This is a genomic window from Bradyrhizobium sp. P2_E8, from assembly GCF_056403875.1.
The window spans coordinates 1-3,491 of the sequence record NZ_JBFUES010000811.1 but is presented as its reverse complement, the minus strand read 5'-3'; the positions used below and the strand labels follow the sequence as shown (position 1 = coordinate 3,491).

The 3,491-nt window shown below is 59.0% G+C and carries 3 protein-coding genes; 2 read left to right on the top strand and 1 reads right to left on the bottom strand.

The window, feature by feature from the left end:
- Together AC1D00_RS32275 and AC1D00_RS32270 are read left to right on the top strand one after the other, a co-directional pair.
- Window positions 1–808, top strand: an 808-nt coding sequence (locus AC1D00_RS32275) for a DUF1254 domain-containing protein (RefSeq protein WP_477013449.1), incomplete at its 5' end; no start/stop codon positions are given.
- Between the two features lie 252 nt (window positions 809–1,060).
- Entirely contained in the window at window positions 1,061–1,879 is an 819-nt protein-coding gene (locus AC1D00_RS32270; protein WP_477013448.1) for an alpha/beta fold hydrolase, read from the top strand.
- A gap of 287 nt (window positions 1,880–2,166) precedes the next feature.
- Here AC1D00_RS32270 and AC1D00_RS32265 read toward each other — a convergent pair.
- A partial coding sequence (locus AC1D00_RS32265) for an alkaline phosphatase family protein (RefSeq protein ID WP_477013447.1) occupies window positions 2,167–3,491 on the bottom strand: 1,325 nt, incomplete at its 5' end.

The following is a 3,491-nucleotide window of genomic DNA, read 5'->3' as shown; positions in this document are numbered from 1 at the left end:
GGCCGAGCCTCTGTCGGCGTTTCTTGGCAACGCCGCCCCCCCTGCTGCTCCGGCGATCAATTTCGTGCAGCCGTTGACGCCCACTGATGAGAGGAAGTCGCCTGAGTTCTTCAATATCCTGAGCTTCATCCTTCAGTTCTGCCCGACCGATCCGTCCGAGACCGAACTGATCGCACGCTTCGCCAAACTCAACATTGGGGCCGGAAAGACGCTGGATGTCAGCAAGGTCTCTCCTGAAATGAAAACCGCCATAGAGCAAGGAATGGCGGACGCTTGGAATGCACTTGCTGAATTAGAGAAACAAAAGATTGACACAGGCCAAGTGACCTCCGGCGACGTCTTTGGAACGCGCGCGTATCTAAAAAACAACTACCTCTACAGGATGGCAGGCGCGGTTCTCGGCATCGGCGGTAATTCAAAGCAGGAGGCGATGTATCCTGTCTACGCCATCGACGCCGCTGGACAAAAGCTCAATGGCGCTAACAAGTACACCCTGCATTTCGCCCCGGGGCAGTTACCCCCGGTCAATGCCTTCTGGTCTTTGACGATGTATGAGTTGCCACAGAGCTTGCTCGTCGCCAATGAGATCAACCGCTACTTGATCAATTCACCAATGCTGCCGCAGTTGAGCAAGAACGCCGATGGCAGCCTTACCCTCTATGTGCAGAACGAGACACCGGGTAAGGACAAGGAGCCGAACTGGCTGCCTGCGCCCAAGGGCCCTTTCATTGCTTTCATGCGCCTCTATTGGCCTAAGGAAGCGGCGCTGGATGGCACGTGGAAGCATCCACTGATGACGAAGACATAATAGAGTGCGAACTGGCGACGCCACGCTGTTCGCCTAAGACCCACTGGCTTTTGGATGTCCGCCGTGGGTCAAAAGCTGCGGTAGGCCCTAAGCTGAACCGACGCCCGTTTTCCCTTGAGAGCGGACATGGGACAGGCTCGAGCGAGTTCGGCTAAGGGCCAATTACAGATCTTGGCCGCGAACCGATGCACGGATATCCTTCAGGTTGCAATCCGCTTCAGTCCCGATCTTCCTTAATGATAGGAATTTGTCATGACAAATAGTGGAATTACCCGCCGTCGCATCCTTCGCAGTGCTGCAACCGGCGGTCTCGCGGCTGCAGCGGCCACAGGGGCGGTCGGTGCCGCCCGCGCGCAATCGGGGCGAAAGACCTTTGTCTTTGTCAGCGGGGCTTTTTGCGGTGGCTGGATATGGCGCCAGGTCACTGACCGGCTCGAACAGGGCGGCCATAAAGTGTTCGCTCCGTCACTCACGGGTTTAGCCGAGCGCTCGCATTTGCTGAGCAAGGACGTCAATCTGGACACCCACATCGCCGACGTCGTCAACCTGATCAAATGGGAAAGTCTCGAGAACGTCTGCCTTGTGGCGTGGTCCTATGCAGGTTTTGTAGGCTCGGGCGCACTCGAAAGCATCGGCGATCGCATCTCGTCGGCTGTATGGCTTGATGCCTTTATTCCGGCCGACGGACAAAGGGTGGCGGACTACGCAGCCGAGCCGGTCCGCAAAGGCATACAAATGGCCATTGACAAGGGCGAAGCGGGCGTTCGCGGATCGGCGCATTATCCGGCCAGTGTTGTTGCCGAACGCGATCGGGCGTTCGCTGAGTCTAAAGTTACTCCACATCCAGTCGGCACCTATCTCCAGCAGATCAAGGTTTCCGGCGCGCTCCAAAAGGTGGCGAAGAAGACATACATCCGCCTCCCAAAATTTCCACAGCCACCCTTTGATAAGGCCCTAGCAGACTGCAAGAGCGACAAGTCTTGGGCCACATTCGAACTGCCGGACGTCGGGCACATGGCCATGCTCGATGCACCAGACCGCGTGAGCGAGTTGATGCTGCAAGCCGCGTGAGATCGACCTCCCCATAACCTAAGGTGCAGACATCACGCCGGAGTACGTTATGTCCGCCTTGGGTCAAAAGCTGCGGTAGACCCTGAGCTGAACCGACGCCCGGTTTTCCCTTGAGAGCGGACATGGGACAGGCTCGAGCGAGTTCGGCTAAGGGCCGCAGGCGGACCCACATCAACGACCACGCAGGGTTTTTGCTTCCGGCAATAAGCAACGGAAGCGGGAAGCCGTCCGTCTCGATGGCCAGCCGAGGGCAATGCTGCCCCCGGCCGGTGCGCAACCATGCCAGGCTACTTCGCGTCCTGCACGGCGCGATTTGCATCGGCCAGCTTCTTCTCGTCCTCCGCCGTCAACTTCGGTGGCTCTACGGCGATGGTCACCTTGTTGATCTTGCCTGTGAACATGAACGGGACTTGATAGTCGCGATCATCAATCGGCGTACCGGTTTTCGAGCCGACGTCGAAGGTTTCGTCGACCGGTAGAATCAACGGCACGGTGCGTTCCATTTTTTGCGTCGCAACGACCTTACCGTCCACAGCCAATGTGCCGGTGCCGCTACGGCCGATGCCGCTCATGTTGTTGAAGGCAAGCGTAGCGAAACCGAGACCGTCGTATTTGAAGTCGAACGCGATGGTGTGCTTGCCGGGCGAAAGCGCTTGCTGGCCTTCCCAGCGGATGCGGCCGAGACCAAGCAAGTTCCAGGTGAGGACGGGCTTGCCCTTCAGAAGGTACAACCCATAGCCACCGAACCGCCCGCCTTGAGTGACGATCGCCCCCTCGCCGCCTCCTTGCGGCACCTCGACATCCGCGGTGATGCTGTAGGATGTGTTGAGGAGTTGCGGCGCCACTGGGCCTGGCAGGCCGGTTATCGGCGTCGAGTAGGTAAACTCCTTCCGTCCCGCTGTTACCGAGGGACGCGGCGAAGCCAGCCGCGTCGCCGCCGACGCATCCAGCGGCAACACCTGGTATTTGGCGAACTCGCCGAACATCAGGTCCCTCATCTCCTGCACTTTGCGCGGATTGGCGGCCGCGACATCGGCGGTCTGCGACCAATCCTTGCCCACTTCATACAGCTCGAACTTGAAGGCGCTGGCGGGATCGTCGACCGCCTTGCCAGCCAGATCCCACGGCGCACGAATCGGAACCGCACTCAGCATCCAGCCGTCGTTGTACAGACCCTGCACGCCCATCATCTCGAAGTACTGTGTCCGATGCCGCGTCGGGACATCGGCGTTCGCCTTGTCAAAGGTGTAGGCAAGACTGACGCCCTCGATCGGCTTTTGCGCGATGCCGTCGACCATGACCGGTGCGGGAATGCCCGTAGCCTCCAGGATCGTCGGCACGACGTCGATCACATGGTGGAACTGCCAGCGAATGCCGCCCTTGTCGGCGATACGCGCGGGCCAGGAGATCGCCATGCCGTTGCGCGTGCCGCCGAAATATGACGGAATCTGCTTCGTCCACTTGAATGGCGTGTCAAACGCCCAGGCCCACGGAACCGCATAATGCGGGTACGTTTCGTTACTGCCCCAAGCATCGAAGAACTTCAGATTTTCGGCGACCGTTGGATTGATGCCGTTAAACGGTACGAGTTCGGCGAACGTACCGTTCACCG

Coding starts and splice junctions, on each gene's coding strand:
- AC1D00_RS32270 (WP_477013448.1), top strand. CDS start 1,061: ATGACAAATAGTGGAATTACCCGCCGTCGCATCCTTCGCAGTGCTGCA.